This window comes from Clostridiisalibacter paucivorans DSM 22131 (assembly GCF_000620125.1).
Classification (GTDB): Bacteria; Bacillota; Clostridia; order Tissierellales; family Clostridiisalibacteraceae; genus Clostridiisalibacter; species Clostridiisalibacter paucivorans.
In genome coordinates this window covers 1-19,111 of sequence record NZ_JHVL01000059.1, presented here as the reverse complement: position 1 = coordinate 19,111, position 19,111 = coordinate 1, and the positions used below count along the sequence as shown (strand labels likewise).

The window sequence follows — 19,111 nt, the reverse complement described above, 5'->3', positions numbered from 1 at the left end:
CTGAAACAATACAAAGATATATACAAAATCAAAAGTTAGCATAATATCAATTTAAGGTGGCATCGAACCACCTTAAATTAAAGCCCTTTCATCCCCCAAGACAAGCAAGGGGGTTTTCGGGCTTTTTCTATAAATTCTCTGTATTATAAACCCTCCCTTTGTTATCATAAAATTTTTGATTTGCATTGTATTTAGGAACCCCATACTTTAGGCTATTTATCACTGTACTTTCTTCGATGTCTAATGTAGGATATACTTCTAGAAAGTTTTTGTTTATAACTTCTTTAAATTCCTCTGAATTAGATTTATCATCGAATCTAGGATTATATCTTACTGAATAGACTATTTTACCCTTATGATCTATTATCATTATTGCATCAACATATTCCATAAGCAATTTATTGGATCCCATGATTTATCCCCCTTGATAATGATATAGTACTATTTTATCATAATTAAATGCAAATATTATTCCATGGGAGGGGTTCTTGGTTCTTAGTTGGTAGTTCGTAGTCCGTAGTTCGTAGGTCTTAGGATAGAAAAAAGTTAGTAGTTCAATGATGAAATCCATAGGATTTCCACCATCAACTACTAACTACTAGCTACGAACTACTAACTATAAATTAATCCTCAACCTAACGATAGCGTCCAATATATCTATCCAATCTTGTGGGTCTATGTCTCCTTTTTCAACACATATTCCAAGGTCATCTGTTATTTTTATATTTTCTTCTGGTACCATTACTCCATCTATGCCTGCATAGTAGGACCATCTTCTTCCTAACAATTTACAAAAGTATATCTTCACTCCATATCTATGGTCGATGAATTCTGCTATTTCTTTTAATCTTTCTTTGACATCTTTTCCATTGTGATAAATTTCTTTTAATCTATTATAAGTACAAATCTCTTTTTCCATTTGCAACCCTCTCATAATAATCTACAAATTTTTGAGTCAATTTATGCTCTTTGTAAAAGGGCATATTTTTTATTTCTTCTATTTCCTTTTGTATCAACCTTTCTCCCACTCGTCTTGTCTCTTCTGATGCATAATCGTCTAGGTATTCTCTATAGGTAAGTACTGCATTTAGTTTGCAGAATTTACCTTCTACACAGTTTTCCAACAGTCCCATTATCTTATCTCCCGTTCTACCACATCTATATCCTGCTGTACAGAATGAAGTTATCATATCCATCTCTGCCAATTTTCTTATGACTTCATCTAATCTACGAGTTTCTCCCAATAAAAACTGTTGTTTGTTTTCATCCTGTGATTTTGATGCCTCTGTATATCCTCCTATATCAATTCTGGTTGATGCATCGGTTTGTGTACATCCCACCTTTATTACTTCTCTTTTGATATCAGGTTTTTCTCTGGCTGTTATGATTAGTCCTGTATATGGTACCGATAATCTCAACACTGTTACTAGCTTCTTAAAGTCCTGGTCATTTACTAAATATTTTGAATTTCTACTGACTTCTGATCCACCTGCTGGATTCAATCTTGGGAATGAAATAGTATGTGGTCCTATACCAAATTGTGTCTCCAAGTCTATGGTATGATATAAAAGTCCCATTACCTCGAATCGCCAATCATATAGTCCAAACAATGCACCTATGGCCACATCATCTATCCCTGCATCCATTGCCCTGTGCAATGCATACAATCTCCATCTATAGTCTGCCTTTGGTCCCGATGGATGCAATTCATTGTATAATTTGTGATTGTAGGTCTCTTGGAATACTTGAAATGTTCCTATGCCTGCCTCCCAGAGCTTTCTTAGATCTGCTGTTGACATAGGTGCTGCATTTACATTTACCCTTCTTATATTGCCAATGCCATCACCGTATTTTGATTTTTCCTTTACGCTGTACACTGTTTTAATAGTCTCTGCCATATAATCTACATCTGAAAGGGGATGCTCTCCATATACAACAATCATTCTCTTATGGCCTTCTCCCACTACATGTCTAGTCTCTTCTTTTACTTCGTCCATGGTCAATATCCTACGTCTCTCTTGGGAATTATCCTTTCTAAAACCACAATAGACACAATTGTTTACACATAGATTACTACAGTATAAAGGTGCAAAGAATACTATCCTATTGTCATATACCTTCTTTTTTACTTCTAGGGCTGTTTCATACATCTCCTCCCAAAGTTCTTCATCTTTTACATTGAGTAATGCTGCTGTTTCATCTGGGTCAAGTCTTTTAATAGCCAATGATTTTTGTAGTATAGCTCTTATCTCTTCTCTGTCGGGGTTCTGATTTTTGTCTAGCTTATCAAATATAGTCTCCTCATCAATAAAGTCCTTTCCATTAATTAAATATTTATCAATCTCATCCTGCTTTACTACTTGCTTTGCCCACTCTTTTGGCTTTAATTTTAACATAACCTTCCCCCTTATTTTTATTTATAGACCTCCAATTTTTTTAAGTTGAAGTCGGATATCTATAGTAACTATATTTAGAAACTAAAAAAGCTCCCACTGAAATGGGAGCTAAAAATAGCGTATGAAACATATTGAAGCCTTATACAGAACTCCAATACCACATCACTCTAATTCCCTTTCAGGTCAGAATATTTCTTTCCTGTTAGATATTAGTTATATTGTCTATCCAAATAATTTAAGGTATCCCTCAAAAGATCTGGAACGATCAAGTTAGTAGTTAACAGTTAGTAGTAAGTAGTTTAATGATGAAATCCACAGGATTTCTACCATCAACTACTAACTAATACCTACTAACTATCATTATGCACTTTCATTCTTTGATATTATATTAACAAATTTCATTGGGTATGTCAATATCTAGAAAATATATAATTGCTTTTTTATATCAGTTTTTCTATGGCATAGCCTACTCCATTGTTGGAATTATCTTTGGTTACAAATTGGGCCTCTTTTTTCAACTCTTCCAGTGCATTCTCCATGGCTACACCCATTCCTGCATATGATATCATGGATATATCATTTTCTCCATCTCCTATGGCAATAATTTCTTCTTTTTCTATACCATAGTAATCAGCAACTTTCTGTACCATCAATCCTTTATCTGTCTTTTTACTATATATCTCCAATGCTTCAGGTTTTGATCTATCTATATTTATTTTTTCTCCAAATTTTTTCTTTAGTATCTGTTGAAATACCTTTATTTTTTCTATATCGTCTATCAATATAAATTTACTAATAGGTTTTTCCTGGGATAATTTTTTCAGATCTTTAAATATATGTATGGGACTAGTGGTGTAATGCTTAAATAATTCCAGTCTATCTTCTTCCCTATTGGCATATAGGTTATTGTCTATAAATAATATTGGGAATGTGTCATTTTTCATGGCCATCTGTACTATATTTTCACACACATCATTGTCTATTACCTCTTCAAATATGATATTGCCCTGTATATCGGTCACCATGGCCCCATTCATGGTTATTAGCATATCTGTTGCACCCAGCTCTTTTGCATAGGGCAGTATGGAGTTATACTCCCTTCCCGATGCAAGTATTATCTTTATGCCTTTTTCCTTTGCATACTCTATGCTTTTCTTTACTCTATCTTCAATCTTATTGTCTTCATTTAATAATGTACCGTCCATATCTGTCACGATCAATTTATACATTTTTTTCCTCCTTGGTTTTGGTAGTTAGTAGCTTGTAGCTTGTAGTTCGTAGTTGGTAGCTAATAGTTTTGAGATAAATTTTAAGCTACTTATTTGTTATATAATTTTAAACTTATCATTTATGGTTAATATAAATTTCTCCAAATCTTTAATATTATTTTTTAATATATCATATACTATTTTTTTATTTATGCGAATATACTCATGAGATAATATATTTCTAAAACCAACCATTTTTTTATATGTTTCTTCATTCTCTTTTGTTATTATGCGTTGTTTATACAATATTTCAAATGCATCTCCCATAGTTTTTGGATTGCCCATATTTTCATCTGAAACTATATGTGTTGCTATATCTACCAACATATTTATAGAAATAAATAAATTATACTCTACAACATCTTGAACTATATCATCTTTAATAAAATCATCCCAAGTTATATCTGTGTATTTTTTTAACTTTGTAATTGATATATTTAACTGAGTAAACCTCTGTTTTAAAATTCTAGGCTTAACCATCGTTTGCTCTCTCCTCTCTTATTCTATTTATCATATCTTTGTATTGCATATTTAAATAGTATTTCATATCTTCATATTCAAATAAAGTCTTAACCTTATAATTTGTAAGTGTCTCTTTATCCTTAGTAAAAAGCAATATCCCTTCTGTATATACTTCATGTTTAATCAATGGAGGGGAGTCATTTAATATAACTAAATCCACCTTTTTATTACTAATAGACATTATATCGTACAGTAAACTCAAATATTTATCAGTACTAATTTGATTATTTTTTAGATATATGGCTATATCTATATCGCTTGATTCTCTATTTTCACCTTTGGCATAAGAACCAAAAATATATGAAAAAACTATATTACTTTTTTCATATAAAATATTTATTATATCTTCTATATAATTATATTTTTCTTTTAATTCCTTCAGAGTCATATTATCACCCCTTTGGTTTTGGTAGTTGGTAGCTTGTAGTTAGTGGTTATAGCTACTGTCTATTAATTCTAAATATTGATCTAGGCTACGTTTTACTTCCTGTGCAACTAATTTTATAAAGTCATTATAGTTATTAGTTGTATGTGCTTTATCTAATGCATTATAGTATTCAATTCTTTTGTTGTTTTGAATTACTATTGGAACATATCCATCCTTCATAAGTTCTAAATTTAAAAGCAACCTAGCTGTTCTGCCATTTCCATCTACAAATAGATGAATGCCAATAAATTTCCCATGTAAATAGGCTGCCCTCTCTACTGGATGAAGATTCTGTGTTCCTGTTTTATACCATTCAATCAATTTTTCCATTTCCTTTGGAACAACTAAAAAATTTGGTGGTTTATGTTCTACACCACTTATAATTACATTTTGATTTCTATATGTTCCTGCATATTCATCATATATTCCCTTTAAAACCAATCTATGAATATTTTTAATTTGCCACTCACTTAGTGGTTCCTTATCTTTTACTATTTCTTCAACATATAAAATAGCTTCTTTATGATTAATTACTTCTAAATGTTCTCTTAAAGTTTTGCCTCCCACTGTAATCCCTTCCAATACAACTTTCGTTTCCTTAAAAGTAAGGGTATTACCCTCTATAGCATTTGAGTTGTATGTCCACTCTAACAATAAGTTTTCGCGGATGCTTTTGACTGTATACTCAGGAAGTGGTCTTTTACTATCTAATAAACTCTTTTTTTCTTCTATTTCCTTTAGGAAAGCTTCCATAGTATTATCACTCCTTGGTTTTGTTAGTTCGTAGTTGGTAGTCCGTAGTTCGTAGTCTGTAGTTGGTAGTTAGTGGTTGTTTTTTTAGCGTTCATGGCTACTTTTATTTATGATATCACTATTTCTATAATATAACAATTTTGAGCATAAAAAAAGACGGCACAAATAATTGCCGTCTTTTTTATACTTACTCTAGTTTTGCATTTGTTTTGCTAAAAAGGCTGCTGCTGTTTCTGCAAGCTTGGTCTCTAATTCTCCCATATCTTTATTGGTATCTTTAGTCACAAATATTACCGACCCTATTGGATCTCCTTGAGAAACTATTGGAGCTATAACCTGACTAGTATAGTTATCTGGGCTATACTCTTCTACTGTTATCCTTATGGGTTTACTTTTTCCTGATCCTAAGTACACTTCTTTGCTTTCCATTATCTTCTCTAATTCAGGACTAACCCTTTTTTCTAGATACTCTTTTTTTGAGCCTCCTGCTATGGATATAACTTCATCCCTATCACATATGAGTGTGGTATGGCCAGTAGATTCATTCAATGCTTCTGTGTACTCATCTGCGAATTCGTTTAATTCACCTATAGGGGAATACTTCTTCAATATTACTTCTCCCTCTCTATCGGTAAATATCTCCAAGGGATCTCCTTCTCTTATTCTAAGTGTTCTCCTTATTTCTTTAGGTATTACAACCCTACCTAAATCATCAATTCGTCTTACTATACCAGTAGCTTTCACTTTTTTCCCTCCCTAAACACATGAGTTTATTCAATCAATTCTATATTATTATTTTACTTATGTGGTTTTTTTATGCATTAAAAAAAACCGGTTCCCCGGTTTTTTAGTTTGTAGTTCATAGTCTATGGTTAAAATCCTATATATTTCCTCATCTTGCTACCAACTACGGGCTCTAATAACTTACTCTGCGTCTTCTTCTGTAGTTTTATTGTCGTTGTTTTGATCTTCTTTTGGTTCATCCTTTACATCGGTATCATTGGATTCTTTATTTTCTTCATCCTTTGGCTCTTCCTTTGGTTCTTCTTCTAAAAGAATCTCCACTTCTGCTGTATCCCTTAACTCTTTAAGCTCTTCTCCAAATTTGCTGGATTTCATATCTTTCATTACATCTTCTTTATTGGCTTCAAATGTTAACTTTTTATCTTCTACTTTTATAACATGGTATCCATAATCACTTTTCACAGGTTCACTTATTTTTCCTACTTCAAGATTAAATGCAACTTCTTCAAATGCTGGAAGCATCCTTCCTTTGGCGAAATATCCTAAATCTCCACCATTTGGACCTGTGGGACCAATGGATTTTTCTTTCGCCAATTCTACAAAATCTGCTCCTTCATTTAGGCTTTTTATTACATCCTTTGCCTCTTCCTCTGTTTCTAATAGTATATGTCTAGCCCTAACTCTATCATATATATCTTTTCTTTCTTCATAATAACTCTTAGCCTCTTCTTCTGACACCTCTACAGTTTCTTCTATATACTTGGATATAAGCATTTCACTTCTATACATTTCCTTGAAGAAATCCTCTGTTATATCCATCTGTTCAATAAATTCTTCAAAACTCTTTTTTTCTTCCTCTGTGCCCTTTAATTTTTCAACTTCCTTATCTAGCTCTTCATTGCTTACTTCTACATTTGCTTCTTCAGCCTTTTGTTTTATTATCTCTTGGACAATCAATTGCTCTAGTACATTTTTCTTTATTATCTCTTCATATGTCTGTCCATCTCCCAAATCATTTGTCCACATATCTGGTGCTATATTACCTGTAAGTTCTGCTCCCTTTTTCTGATAGCTCAAATATTTGTCAAAAGCTTCCTTACTAATTAATTCTCCATTTACCTTTGCTACAGCTTCCTCATTGCTTTTACATCCTGATAGAACTGCTGGTATAATAAGTATTAGAGCAAGTACGACCAATACTATTCTATTTTTCTTAAACAACATTATCCTCTCCTTATCTATTTAGTTAGTAGTTCGTAGTTAGTAGTTCGTAGCTGATGATAGAAATCCGTTGAATTCCTTCATTAGACTACTAACTAATAACTAGTAGCTGCTAACTCTACTTATTTTCTCAAAGACAATTATACCTTACTTTCTTCTTTGTGGAAACTATCTATTCTTCTTATTATCTCTTCTACATCTGATAATATGAGCTTTTGGTCGGTTATATTAAGTTTGTATTTCAAAGATGGTGGATTGGATAAATTAAAACTCATCCTTCGTCCAAATCTCCTAGATAATTCGTCTATCAATTGGGGAGTTACTATATTGAAATTACTAAATTCCATATTTACATACTGCCCCATCTGTTTTATCAAGGATATACCATTTCTCTTAGATACAGATTTTATTCTGGCAATCTTTAACAGATTGTTGACCTCTTTAGGTATATCTCCAAATCTATCTATGAGTTCTTCCAATACATCCCTGTATTCATCATTAGTTTCCACTGCTGATATCTTTTTATACATCTCTATTTTATGTTCTTCATTTCCTATATATCTATTAGGTATATATCCATCTACATTGAGTTCTATACTTACATCTATATCTTTTACACTATCTTCTCCTCTAAGTTGCTTAACTGTTTCCTCTAGATACTTCACATATAGATCGTATCCTATTGCCGCCATATGACCATGCTGTTCTGAACCTAACAGATTACCTGCACCTCTTATCTCCAAGTCCCTCATAGCTATCTTGAATCCAGAGCCAAATTCGGTAAATTCCTTTATAGCCTTAAGTCTCTTCTCTGCTACTTCTGTAAGCACTTTATCCCTTTCATACATAAAATAGGCAAAGGCTATTCTATTGGATCTTCCCACCCGTCCCCTCAATTGGTACAGTTGAGAAAGCCCCATCTTATCGGCATCATATATTATCATAGTATTTACATTGGATATGTCCAGTCCTGTTTCTATTATAGTGGTACAGACTAAGACATCGTATTCACCATCCATAAAATTCAACATAATCTTTTCCAATTCCCTCTCACTCATTTGACCATGGGCAACAGCTATTTTCGCCTCTGGTACCAATGCCTTTATGGATGCAGCCATCTTCTTTATCCCTCTAACTCTATTAAATACAAAATATACCTGTCCGTCTCTATTCATCTCTTTTATTATGGAGTCCCTCGCCAATTGTTCGTTGTATTCCAATACATATGTCTGGATAGGATATCGTTCCTCTGGTGGTTCTTCTATTATACTCATATCCCTAGCCCCTATAAGGGACATATGCAATGTTCTAGGGATAGGTGTTGCCGTAAGAGTCAATACATCTATAGATTCTTTTAATGCCTTTAATTTTTCTTTATGTTTTACCCCAAATCTCTGCTCTTCATCTACTACCAACAGTCCTAAATCATAAAATTTTATGTCCTTAGACAACAATCTATGTGTCCCCACTATTATATCAATCTTTCCACCCTTTAGATCCTTTATGATTTTCTTTTGTTGACCTGGAGTTCTAAATCTACTGAGCATCTCTATATTTATAGGAAATTCTCTAAATCTATCTACCAATGTATTATAATGCTGTTGAGCCAATATGGTAGTAGGGACTAATATTGCCACCTGCTTTTCATCTAATGTGGCCTTAAATGCTGCCCTTAGAGCCACCTCTGTCTTTCCATATCCCACATCTCCACACAGTAGTCTGTCCATTGGTCTTCTCTTTTCCATATCTCTCTTTATTTCTTCTATGCACTTCAATTGATCCTCTGTTTCTTCATATTGGAATAAATCCTCAAACTGCTTTTGCCAAGGCTGATCTTTAGAAAATGCATATCCCTTTACCGTCTGTCTCTTGGCATATAGCTCCAACAATTCCTTTGCCATATCTTCTATGGCCTTTTTTGCCTTGTTTTTAGTTTTTGCCCATTCTCCACTACCCAATTTACTTACTTTTGGTTTAATAGTATCTGCACCAATATACTTCTGAATCAAATCCATTTGATCTACAGGGATATATAACATATCCTTCCCCGAATACTTTAGACTAAAATAGTCTTTCTTTACACCCTGTACATCTAACTGCTCTATACCCACATATTTACCTATACCATGGGTTTCATGAACCACATAGTCTCCTACCTTTAAATCTGTAAATGCAGTTATCTTTTTCGTATCTTTTCTAGCCTTTTTAGATCTCTTTCTCTTAAAGGAACCAAATATTTCTTTATCACTTATAATGGCAAATTTAATAGCAGGATATTCAAACCCATTGGCAATAGTTCCCGCTGTAACAAATATTTGTCCCGATTTTATTTCTGTATTTGTATCTTTAATATATACAGGCTCTATTCCTGCTTGCAAAAGTCCTTCTACCAATCTTTTGCCCCGTTCCTCTGTACCTGAAAATAATATGGTTTTATATCCTCTGTATTGCATATTTTTTAATTCTTCTGCCAATAGGTCTATTTTGTTGTGAAATGACTGCATAGACTTTACCATTATATTTATTATCTCTTTGGGCTTAAATCTCTTATTTGCTTTTAGAATACTATCTATAGTTATGCAGATATTATCTTTTATTATAGGTATTATTTCATCATAGGAAATATATATATCCTCATGCCTTCTCAATACTTCTCCCTGTTCAAATAGATCTGTATATTTAGATCTAAAATCTTGTTGCAATGTATCCACAGATTCTTCTATTCTATTGGGACTGTCTACTAAAACCACTGCATCCTTAGCTAAATAATCCAATATATTGGAAAATTCCATGGACATATAGGGTATAAGCATATCTATATTTTCTATACTCAATCCCGTATCTATTTTTTCTATATAACTATGGAATTTCTCACTTAGTTTCTCTGTTATTTTTTCATTATCCTTTGCAGACATATTGTCTATGGTATCTTTTAAGTCTATCATTAGATTTTCTATTATACCTTCTTTTTGCCCTTCATCTATGATTATTTCCTTTACTGGAGATATATGTACTACTTTTTTATTGTCCAAAGACCTCTGGGTCTTTATATCAAATGTTCTTATGGAATCTATTTCATTGTCAAACAATTCTATCCTGAAGGGATTTTGGCTGTCTACAGGAAAAAAGTCTATTATACCTCCCCTTACAGAAAACTGTCCCTTTCCCTCTATCATATCTACCGATTCATACCCTTGAGTTACAAAGGTCTTTATAGTCTCTTCCAAATCTATTTCCTGCCCAAATTCAATGGTATTCATATATGTTTTATACATATCTATGGGCATTAATTTATTTAACAAAGACTCTATGGAGGCTACTAATATTATATTTTCTTTTTTTGCCAGTCTATCCATTACCTTTATTCTCTGATATGTAATATCATGGCTAAATGCATCTATATCATAAAAAACTAATTGTCTCGACGGAAATATTTCTACCATTTCTTTATTGAATGCCGTTACATCTTCAGCTATTTTCTTAGCCTTTAGTTCATCATAGGTTAATATTAATATCTGCTTTTTCATATGACTATTAATGGCATAGGCTATATGGGCCAGATTTTCTTGAGACATACCCTTTACAGCCATTGGAGAAATATTGTTTTCAATCCCTCTTATTATATCTTTGTATCCCTTTAAATTTTTCATTTGTTCTATAAACATATTGGCACCCAATACCATCAACTCCTCAATCTATAAACACCCATAGCCCAGGTTCTAGCACCTGGGCTTTTGGAATAACTTTATCAAATTCATCAATCTAGCCATTGTATAAATTCATAGCCTTCTCCACATCACTTTTTATTATTTCTTGGGCAGCCTTGGCTGCTCTTTCGATGGCAGAATCAATCTCTGGACGATTTTCCTTGCCAAATTTTCCCAACACATGGGCTACTAAATCTCTACCATCTTCTGGTTTTCCTACTCCTATTCTTATTCTAGGAAATTGGTCATTTTTTAATAAATATATTATAGATCTCATTCCATTATGACTTCCAGCACTGCCTTTTTTTCTTATTCTAATGGTACCAAATTCTATGTCTATATCATCATATATTACTATTATATTATCTATAGGCAATTTAAAAAAGTTATAAATGTCCAATACTGTCTGTCCACTGTTATTCATATAGGTTTGAGGCTTTACCAACAATACCTTTTCTCCACCTATATTGGTTTCTCCATATACTGATTTATACTTTATTTTATTCAACTTTACATTGAGCATCTCTGCCATACAATCTATGGTATCAAATCCCACATTATGTCTAGTACCTCTATATTTATTGCCTGGATTACCCAGTCCCACTACTACATACACTGTTCTCAACTCCTAGATATTAGTCGATAGTCCGTAGTTCGTAGACCGTAGTTGATGGTAGAAATCCATGGGATTTCTACATTTGGCTACGAACTACCAGCTACCAACTACGAACTATATTAATCAAATAATGTGCTTACTGATTCGTTTGCATATATTCTCTTTATAGCTTCTCCAAATAATGGCGCTACAGACACTACTTCTATTTTATCTATTTGTTTTTCTTCTGGTAGTGGTATAGTATCTGTTACAATCAATTTCTTTATTACTGAATTTCCTATTCTTTCTATGGCTGGCCCCGAAAGCACTGGATGGGTACAGCATGCATATACATCCTTGGCTCCAAAGTCTTTAAGTACCTTAGCGGCCTTAGTCATAGATCCTGCTGTATCTATTATATCGTCTACTATTATTACATTTTTATTTTCTATATCTCCTATTACATTCATCACTTCTGAAACATTGGCCTTTGGTCTTCTCTTCTCTATTATCGCTATGGGCATATCCAATATACTTGCAAAGTTTCTAGCCCTTCTTACTCCACCTATATCTGGTGATACTACTACAGTATCGCTAGTATTCATGTTTTCAAAATATTTTGCTAAAATAGGTACTCCCAATAGGTGATCTACTGGTATATCAAAATACCCTTGTAACTGTGCAGCATGAAGGTCCATACTTACTACCCTATCAGCTCCTGCCTTAGTCAATATATCTGCAACTAATTTTGATGTGATTGGATCTCTGGCCTTGGTCTTTCTATCTTGTCTAGCATATCCATAATAAGGTATAACTGCATTTATTCTTCCTGCTGATGCCCTTTTGAATGCATCTATAAGTATTAGTAGTTCCATAAGATTTTCATTTACAGGAGGGCATGTAGATTGAATGACAAAAACATCAGAACCCCTTACTGTCTCATTGATATTTACAGATATTTCTCCATCACTAAATCTTGATACTTCACTGTTTCCAAAATGTACATCAATCTCCTTACAAATCTTTTGTGCTAAATCTTTGTTAGCGTTTCCAGAAAAAACCTTAATATCTCTTCCTCCAACATTCATCAAATACTCCTCCTAAGTTTATTTATTTTTATAAGGATTTTTTTTAGACACCCATCCCTGTTTGTTCACTTGTCTTGCTCTAGCAATAGATAGGTCTCCTTCCTTTACATCATCTATTATTGTTGATCCTGCTGCTATATATGCCTTTTTCTTTATTGTTACTGGTGCGACTAAATTGGAATTACTGCCTATGAAGGCACCATCTTCCACTATGGTTTTGCTTTTATCTTTGCCATTATAATTTACAAATACTACTCCACACCCTATATTTACTCCGTCTCCCACCTGGGCATCTCCTATATACGCTAAATGGGATGCCTTAGTATTATTACCTATTTTAGATTTTTTCACTTCAACAAAATCCCCTATCTTCACATTGTTACCTATATGACTTTGGGGTCTTATATAAGCATAGGGACCTACACTGGTATTATTTCCCACTGTACTCTCCAATATAGTAGAGGTATTTATGGTTACTCCATCTCCTATAGTACTGTCTACAATCTTGGAATTGTGACCTATTGTGCAATCTTCCCCTATAGTAGATGAACCCTCTATAAATACATTGGGATATATTACAGTATCTTTTCCTATTTTTACCATTTTATGGATATATGTATTGTCAGGGTCTATCAATGTTACACCTTGGGACATTAATTTTTCGTTTATTCTATTTCTCATTATATTTTCTGCATTTGACAGTTGTATCCTTGAATTAATGCCATTTATTTCAGTACTATCTTCTATCTTAAATCCCCCTACACTGAAACCTAAATCATTAAGTATCTTTATAGTATCTGTCAAATAATATTCTCGTTGAGCATTATTATTATCTATTCTGTCTAAAGCGTCTTTAAGATGTTTTCCTGAAAAACAATAAACACCTGAATTTATTTCCATTACCTTTTTTTGGTCTTTACTGGCATCTTTTTCCTCCACTATGCCTAGCACTTGACCATTTTCGCCCCTTATTATCCTACCATATCCTTTAGGGTTGTCAATAGTTGCAGTCAAAACAGTTGCATCATATTTTTCTTTTTTATGATATTTTATAAATTCATTTAATGTATCTCCCTTTAGTAGGGGTGTATCTCCACAAAGTATTAATACAATATCACTATCTTTTATATATTCCTTAGCTTGCATCACTGCATATCCTGTACCATAAGGTACTCCTTCTCCCATAGGCTGATCTATATACCCAATATCTTCATTGGTTATAGTATCCATAACTTTATCTTTTCCATGTCCTACTATTATATAGTTTTTTTCAGAACCTGCCCCTCTGGCACTATCTAATACATAATTTATCATAGGTTGACCACATATATTATGTAATACTTTAGGCAATTTGGATTTCATCCTTGTGCCCTCTCCTGCGGCCAGAATTATAGTCTTTATCATAAAAACACCTCGTTTTTTTAGTTAGTCATTATTGACTAATTACTAAATTACTTCGTAACTTCCCCAATAAATTATAACATAAAAAACACAGAGAAAAAAGCATTGTGCATATATGCGCTCTTTTAGGAAAATCCTTTTTTTAGCAAATAAAAAAGGGCCCCTCTAGACCCTTTATTATTCTTCTATTTGTTCTTTTTCACATTCTTTTTCGTATTCTACAAATACTGCATCTTGTATTTTTTGTCTGGTTTCGGAATTAATAGGATGGGCTATATCTCTGAATTCTCCATCAGCCATCTTTCTACTGGGCATAGCAATAAACATACCATTTTGACCTTCGATAATCTTTATATCATGAACAACAAATTCATCATCAAAGGTAACGGATACTATCGCCTTCATTTTGCCTTCACTATTTATCTTTCTTACTCTAACATCTGTAACCTTCATCCTTTCACCACCTTCCTGTCCTGCTCTGTTGTACGGTTATAAATATATTCTCTTTTTCTTTTCAAAATCCTTCTTTTTCAGAAATTTTTTTATATTAAATTATTTGCATTAAATACTTGGTTCTACATATATTTCTTCTTTGTCTTCATCTATACCTTTAAGAGTCAGTAAATTAGTATAATTACTTACAACCTTATTGGCAGGTTGGGCTGTAGCGATCATAATCCCTGTCCCTACTACATGGGCCTTGAATTCCTTCATCATATCCTGCATACCCTTTGCTGTTCCTCCTGCCTTCATAAAGTCATCTATAATCAATACCCTTGAACCTTCTGGTATCGCCCTTCTAGATAGAGACATGGTCTGTATTTGTTTTGTTGAACCTGAAAGATAGTTTATACTCACAGTGGGTCCTTCTGTAACCTTGGTATTCCTTCTTATTATTACCAATGGTACATTTAATATTTTTCCTGTCATAAGTGCCAAAGGAATGCCCTTAGTTTCTACTGTAACTACATAGTCAATATTTTGGCCTGCAAATTTAGTGGCAAATATTTTACCTATATTATATACAGTATCGGGATGATATAATACATCTGCCATATACATAAATCCACCAGGAATCAATCTGCTTTTATCAGAAAGTTTTGAAGCAATTTCCTTCAAAAACTTGTCTATTTTATTTTTAGATATCCTAGGGGAATATTTCACCCCTCCAGAGGCACCAGATATAGTTTCTATATCTCCTAGTTCCAATTTTTCTACCAACTCCTTTGCTATCACTATGTCTTCACTTATGGTAGATTTTGCTGCATTAAATATATCTGTAAAATAATTATAAGTAAATATATGATTTGGTCTGTCTGATAAAATCTTCATCAACGCACCTATTCGTTCATTTCTTTTTAGCTTTTTCACTGAAAACCTCCTAAATCCGAATATTGTTTTTGTTTATCTATAATTTTATTCGTTATTGAAGAAATATTCAATAGTTATTGAGATATTTTACGAAAAAAACATTTTTTATGATATAATCTTTGAGGAAAATAGTTCGTAATCCATAGGTTACGGACTATAATAATAATACATATATTATAATATAATGTATTATGGCAATAATATAGAAAAACAGTTAACTCTCAACTATAATTTTGGAGGTATATTTAATGTTTGAATTTGATATTAACAAACATGATTTTAATCATGTACATTTTATAGGTATTGGCGGAGTAAGTATGAGTGGTTTGGCTGAAATTATGATAAAAAACGATTATACAGTTTCAGGTTCAGATATAAGAGAATCAAAAATAACTAATAAATTAAAAAATCTAGGCGTTGAAATATTTATAGGACACAATGAAAGCAATATATCTGAAGCAGATTTAGTTGTATATACATCTGCCCTTTCCGATGACAATTGTGAGTTAGTATCTGCAAAAAATCATGATATACTATATGTAGACAGAGCCACTTTTTTAGGCCAATTAATGAGGAAATACAAAAAATCCATAGCTGTATCGGGTACTCATGGTAAGACCACTACTACAGGTATGATTGCTACTATTTTAGAAAAAAGTCTTTCAGACCCTACAGTCCTTATAGGGGGGGATTTAGATATCATAGGGGGAAATGTTAAGATAGGCAATGGAAACTATTTCTTGACTGAAGCCTGTGAGTATAAAAGCAATTTTTTGAAATTCTTTCCAGATATAGGTGTAGTATTAAATGTAGATGCAGACCACTTAGACTATTTTAGAGATATAGACCATATAGTTGAAACCTTCAATGATTTTGCTAAGCTAGTTCCCAATGATGGATTTTTGATAGTAAATAGTGACGATTCCAATATGTCATCATTTACTAAAGAAAACTACCCCAATCTAGTAACCTTTAGTATCAGTGATAGTCAAACTGACTATTTTGCAGATAATATAGGGTTTGACCAACTGGGGTTTCCTAATTTTACATTAAATGTGGGAAGCCAATCACATGATGTATCTTTAAGGGTTGTGGGAAAACACAATATATCTAATGCATTGGCAGCCATAGCTGCATGTCATAAGTCTGGCATCTCTTTGGAAGATGCTATCCAAGGTATTAAGTTCTTTACTGGTACCCATAGAAGATTTGAAACTAAAGGTCTAATAAGAAATATAAAAGTAATAGATGATTATGCCCATCATCCAACAGAAATAAAGGCCACATTATCTGCAGCAAAAACTGTACCCCATAATAAACTTTGGTGCGTATTTCAACCCCATACATATACTAGGACTAAGGCATTATTAGATGACTTTAGTAATTCCTTTTCCGATGCAAATAAAATCATAATCACTGATATTTATGCAGCCAGAGAAAAGGATGAACATATAGTGCATTCCACAGACCTCAAAAACAAACTCATGGACAAAGGCATAGATGCAATATATATAAGAGATTTTGAAGATATAGTCAATTATCTCAATGAAAATCTAAAATCCAATGATATGCTCATAACTATGGGAGCAGGAAATGTATATGAAATAGGAGAAATGCTTTTGGAAAAGAAGTAAAAAAAGTTAGTAGTTCGTAGTTAGTAGTTGATGGTGGAAATCCTGTAGATTTCCACCATCAACTACTAACCATTAACCACTAACTAATCACTAGTCTCTTTCTCTTCTTCTTTTGGTGTCTTTTCGGTTTCATCTTTTACTCCGTATATATCTTCTACTAAATCCCTTACACCACTAGGGTCATGGAAGAAATAAGATAATCCATTTCTATATGCAGGTCTTCCTGGGAGGGTATGCATAGATATATCATCCATATTTATTCCCCATGCACTGGTACCATATTTGAGGATATCAGTTTTACTCATATCTGTCTTAACATGATCCAATGTAGCATTTACAACTGAAATAATTCTGAAACTAAATGCCTTTTTTATAGCTGATTGTACAAATTTTTGTTGAGCCTTTATCCTACCTAAATCACCATCGGGATACCCTGATCTCCCATCATTACTTTTCCTATATCTTAAGAATTTAACTGCATTTTTTCCATCAAGAGTTTGTCTTCCTTTAGGTATATTTATATATAATGGCTTTCTACCTGGAGTAGTGTCTCGGTAAACCATATGGAAGGGTACATTTACTTCTACTCCCCCTAAAGCATCTACTATACTCTCTACTCCGTTATAAGTAACACTTACATAATTGTGTACTGGTACCTTTAATATATTTTCAATAGCTTTTTTAGTACCTTCCACTCCACTCCTACCATACTTTGCATTTATCTTCTTTTGGTCACCTTGAGGATAACCCTTATCTGCATAATATGTGTCCCTAGGAATAGATATCATGTCTACTTTATTGGTCTCGGGGTCAAAACTAGCAAACATTATAGTATCTGTTCTAGGCCCCTCTAAACCTAAAAGCACCACATTTACCCTTTCGCTATGTTTTACAGCTCTTTCAAAGGGACTGAGGCCTTCATCCTCTATCAATTCTTGTTCACTATCTTCATCAGGGTTATTGTCGTTTGCATCGGCACTATCTGCAGTATTTGCAAATTTTACATAAGTAAACATTCCTGCCCCAAATGCCAGCATAAAGCAAAGGAATGCTATGGAAAACACCTTTATAAAATGCTTCATCTAATTAGACACCTTCTCTCCAGTTGTTATTACTAGTTTTTAACATAGTCTTGTCATTATACTATAAAACATTAAGATTATATCATTAATCCACTTTATTTTCAACTGGAAGTGTGTTTTCTAGTTCTTGGTTCTTAGCTCTTAGTTCTTAGTTCTTGGTTCTTGGTTCTTGGTTCTTGGTTCTTGGTTCTTGGTTCTTGGTTCTTGGTAGAGGTGTGTAGTACCTTATGCTTCCTAAGAACCAGGAGCTGAGAACTAAGAACTAAAAGCAGGGAATATTCCCTGCTTTTACATATTACATTTCAACTATAAGTGATGTACCTTGACCTCCACCTATACAAAGTGTTGCCAATCCTAATTTTGAATCTCTTTTTATCATCTCATATAATAGTGTTACCAATATTCTAGCTCCTGATGCACCTATTGGGTGTCCCAATGCTATTGCTCCACCATTTACATTGGTCTTTTCTGTATCTAATCCTAGGTCTTTTACTACTGCCAATGATTGAGCTGCAAATGCCTCATTTGCTTCTACTAAGTCTAAGTCCTCTACCTTTAATCCTGCTTTTTTCAATGCCTTTCTAGTTGCTGGCACTGGTCCATATCCCATTATTGCTGGATCTAATGCTGCTGAACCATATCCCTTGATTGTTGCCAATGGCTTAATGCCCAATTCATCTGCCTTTTCTTTAGACATTACTATCAATGCTGCTGCTCCATCATTTATTCCTGATGCATTTCCTGCTGTTACTGTTCCACCCTTTTTAAATGCTGGTCTCAATTTTCCTAGTTTTTCTATTGTTGATCCAAATTTAGGATGCTCATCTGTATCTACTAGTATTGGATCTCCCTTTCTCTGTGGTACTTCTACTGGTACTATTTCATCTTTAAATCTGCCTTCT

Annotated in this window: 18 protein-coding genes; 1 reads left to right on the top strand and 17 read right to left on the bottom strand. The window is 33.2% G+C overall.

The genetic code is table 11. The annotated features are described in order from the left end of the window. Window positions 1-127: 127 nt before the first annotated feature. From Q326_RS0113395 to purR, 15 genes are all read right to left on the bottom strand, one after another. Window positions 128-412, bottom strand: a complete 285-nt coding sequence (locus Q326_RS0113395) for a hypothetical protein (RefSeq protein WP_026895847.1) — start codon at window positions 410-412, stop codon at window positions 128-130. A 204-nt stretch (window positions 413-616) separates the two neighbouring features. Further along, window positions 617-919, bottom strand: coding sequence for a hypothetical protein (locus Q326_RS0113390; RefSeq protein ID WP_026895846.1), 303 nt, complete (start codon window positions 917-919; stop codon window positions 617-619). Continuing rightward, window positions 894-2,396 carry a [FeFe] hydrogenase H-cluster radical SAM maturase HydG gene (hydG, locus tag Q326_RS0113385; protein ID WP_026895845.1) on the bottom strand — a complete coding sequence of 501 codons (1,503 nt, stop codon included), beginning with the start codon at window positions 2,394-2,396 and terminating at the stop codon, window positions 894-896. Before hydG ends, Q326_RS0113390 begins: the two co-directional genes overlap by 26 nt. Window positions 2,397-2,836: 440 nt before the next feature. Continuing rightward, on the bottom strand, window positions 2,837-3,625 hold the full coding sequence (locus Q326_RS0113380) for a Cof-type HAD-IIB family hydrolase (protein WP_026895844.1): 789 nt from the start codon (window positions 3,623-3,625) through the stop codon (window positions 2,837-2,839). Window positions 3,626-3,721: 96 nt separating this feature from the next. Beyond that, the gene (hepT, locus tag Q326_RS0113375; protein WP_026895843.1) at window positions 3,722-4,144 is read right to left on the bottom strand and encodes a type VII toxin-antitoxin system HepT family RNase toxin; all 423 of its coding nucleotides are present in this window, start codon (window positions 4,142-4,144) and stop codon (window positions 3,722-3,724) included. Further along, the gene (gene mntA, locus Q326_RS0113370) at window positions 4,137-4,574 is read right to left on the bottom strand and encodes a type VII toxin-antitoxin system MntA family adenylyltransferase antitoxin (protein WP_051531492.1); all 438 of its coding nucleotides are present in this window, start codon (window positions 4,572-4,574) and stop codon (window positions 4,137-4,139) included. The genes hepT and mntA overlap by 8 nt, the downstream gene beginning before the upstream one ends. Before the next feature lie 39 nt (window positions 4,575-4,613). Continuing rightward, window positions 4,614-5,366 carry a Fic family protein gene (locus Q326_RS0113365; RefSeq protein WP_026895841.1) on the bottom strand — a complete coding sequence of 251 codons (753 nt, stop codon included), beginning with the start codon at window positions 5,364-5,366 and terminating at the stop codon, window positions 4,614-4,616. Window positions 5,367-5,558: 192 nt separating this feature from the next. Beyond that, window positions 5,559-6,110 (bottom strand): stage V sporulation protein T, encoded by a 552-nt coding sequence (spoVT, locus tag Q326_RS0113360; protein ID WP_026895840.1) that lies wholly within the window; start codon window positions 6,108-6,110, stop codon window positions 5,559-5,561. 180 nt (window positions 6,111-6,290) lie between these two features. After that, on the bottom strand, window positions 6,291-7,334 hold the full coding sequence (locus Q326_RS0113355) for a peptidylprolyl isomerase (RefSeq protein ID WP_026895839.1): 1,044 nt from the start codon (window positions 7,332-7,334) through the stop codon (window positions 6,291-6,293). A 137-nt stretch (window positions 7,335-7,471) separates the two neighbouring features. Then, window positions 7,472-11,008: a transcription-repair coupling factor gene (mfd, locus tag Q326_RS0113350; protein WP_156936316.1), complete on the bottom strand. Its 3,537-nt coding sequence runs from the start codon at window positions 11,006-11,008 to the stop codon at window positions 7,472-7,474. An 85-nt stretch (window positions 11,009-11,093) separates the two neighbouring features. After that, window positions 11,094-11,654 (bottom strand): aminoacyl-tRNA hydrolase, encoded by a 561-nt coding sequence (pth, locus tag Q326_RS0113345; RefSeq protein WP_026895837.1) that lies wholly within the window; start codon window positions 11,652-11,654, stop codon window positions 11,094-11,096. Window positions 11,655-11,773: 119 nt separating this feature from the next. Next, a complete protein-coding gene (locus Q326_RS0113340; protein ID WP_026895836.1) occupies window positions 11,774-12,721 on the bottom strand; it encodes a ribose-phosphate diphosphokinase in 948 nt (315 codons plus the stop codon). A gap of 18 nt (window positions 12,722-12,739) precedes the next feature. Then, the gene (gene glmU / locus Q326_RS0113335) at window positions 12,740-14,125 is read right to left on the bottom strand and encodes a bifunctional UDP-N-acetylglucosamine diphosphorylase/glucosamine-1-phosphate N-acetyltransferase GlmU (RefSeq protein ID WP_026895835.1); all 1,386 of its coding nucleotides are present in this window, start codon (window positions 14,123-14,125) and stop codon (window positions 12,740-12,742) included. A gap of 174 nt (window positions 14,126-14,299) precedes the next feature. Then, complete coding sequence (gene spoVG / locus Q326_RS0113330; RefSeq protein WP_026895834.1) at window positions 14,300-14,575, bottom strand: septation regulator SpoVG; 276 nt, start codon at window positions 14,573-14,575, stop codon at window positions 14,300-14,302. Between the two features lie 108 nt (window positions 14,576-14,683). After that, window positions 14,684-15,493: a pur operon repressor gene (gene purR, locus Q326_RS0113325; RefSeq protein ID WP_026895833.1), complete on the bottom strand. Its 810-nt coding sequence runs from the start codon at window positions 15,491-15,493 to the stop codon at window positions 14,684-14,686. Window positions 15,494-15,741: 248 nt separating this feature from the next. On the opposite strand from purR, the gene murC reads away from it, so the two are divergent. Continuing rightward, entirely contained in the window at window positions 15,742-17,127 is a 1,386-nt protein-coding gene (gene murC / locus Q326_RS0113320; protein ID WP_034602326.1) for a UDP-N-acetylmuramate--L-alanine ligase, read from the top strand. An 83-nt stretch (window positions 17,128-17,210) separates the two neighbouring features. On the opposite strand, the gene Q326_RS17430 is transcribed toward murC, so the two are convergent. Both Q326_RS17430 and Q326_RS0113310 read right to left on the bottom strand, forming a co-directional pair. Continuing rightward, on the bottom strand, window positions 17,211-18,209 hold the full coding sequence (locus tag Q326_RS17430) for an LCP family protein (RefSeq protein ID WP_051531490.1): 999 nt from the start codon (window positions 18,207-18,209) through the stop codon (window positions 17,211-17,213). A 295-nt stretch (window positions 18,210-18,504) separates the two neighbouring features. After that, a partial coding sequence (locus Q326_RS0113310) for an acetyl-CoA C-acyltransferase (protein ID WP_026895831.1) occupies window positions 18,505-19,111 on the bottom strand: 607 nt, incomplete at its 5' end.

Coding starts and splice junctions, on each gene's coding strand:
- Q326_RS17430 (WP_051531490.1), bottom strand. CDS start 18,209: ATGAAGCATTTTATAAAGGTGTTTTCCATAGCATTCCTTTGCTTTATG.
- spoVG (WP_026895834.1), bottom strand. CDS start 14,575: ATGAAGGTTACAGATGTTAGAGTAAGAAAGATAAATAGTGAAGGCAAA.
- mntA (WP_051531492.1), bottom strand. CDS start 4,574: ATGACTCTGAAGGAATTAAAAGAAAAATATAATTATATAGAAGATATA.
- Q326_RS0113380 (WP_026895844.1), bottom strand. CDS start 3,625: ATGTATAAATTGATCGTGACAGATATGGACGGTACATTATTAAATGAA.
- Q326_RS0113355 (WP_026895839.1), bottom strand. CDS start 7,334: ATGTTGTTTAAGAAAAATAGAATAGTATTGGTCGTACTTGCTCTAATA.
- hepT (WP_026895843.1), bottom strand. CDS start 4,144: ATGGTTAAGCCTAGAATTTTAAAACAGAGGTTTACTCAGTTAAATATA.
- Q326_RS0113395 (WP_026895847.1), bottom strand. CDS start 412: ATGGGATCCAATAAATTGCTTATGGAATATGTTGATGCAATAATGATA.
- Q326_RS0113390 (WP_026895846.1), bottom strand. CDS start 919: ATGGAAAAAGAGATTTGTACTTATAATAGATTAAAAGAAATTTATCAC.
- Q326_RS0113365 (WP_026895841.1), bottom strand. CDS start 5,366: ATGGAAGCTTTCCTAAAGGAAATAGAAGAAAAAAAGAGTTTATTAGAT.
- Q326_RS0113340 (WP_026895836.1), bottom strand. CDS start 12,721: ATGAATGTTGGAGGAAGAGATATTAAGGTTTTTTCTGGAAACGCTAAC.
- glmU (WP_026895835.1), bottom strand. CDS start 14,125: ATGATAAAGACTATAATTCTGGCCGCAGGAGAGGGCACAAGGATGAAA.
- hydG (WP_026895845.1), bottom strand. CDS start 2,396: ATGTTAAAATTAAAGCCAAAAGAGTGGGCAAAGCAAGTAGTAAAGCAG.
- murC (WP_034602326.1), top strand. CDS start 15,742: ATGTTTGAATTTGATATTAACAAACATGATTTTAATCATGTACATTTT.